Genomic DNA, 255 nt, shown 5'->3' on the forward strand with positions numbered 1-255 from the left:
GGGGAAAAACCCCGTATTCCGTGGCGATCCTGCGCAGGGCCACTCCGGAATCGATTTGCCTGACGTCCCTCGGGCACTGCTGAGGACACCTTCCACAGGTGGTGCAACGCCAGATCTCTTCGCTTTCAATGTCCGTCAGGCCGAAGGTGGCTTCCCGGACGAGCTTGCGCATGCTGAAGTTTCTCACCCGGTTCCAGGGGCAGACCACGTCGCACAGCCCGCACTGGAAGCATCGCTTGAAGGCGTCTCCACCGC

The 255-nt window shown here is 62.0% G+C and carries 1 protein-coding gene; it reads right to left on the minus strand.

All coding sequences use genetic code 11. From position 1 onward, the window contains the following. Positions 1-255, minus strand: a 255-nt coding sequence (locus MWC30_RS22365) for a 4Fe-4S dicluster domain-containing protein (RefSeq protein ID WP_244086375.1), incomplete at both ends; no start/stop codon positions are given.

The organism is Desulforhabdus sp. TSK (assembly GCF_022836495.1).
Lineage (GTDB): Bacteria > Desulfobacterota > Syntrophobacteria > Syntrophobacterales > Syntrophobacteraceae > Desulforhabdus.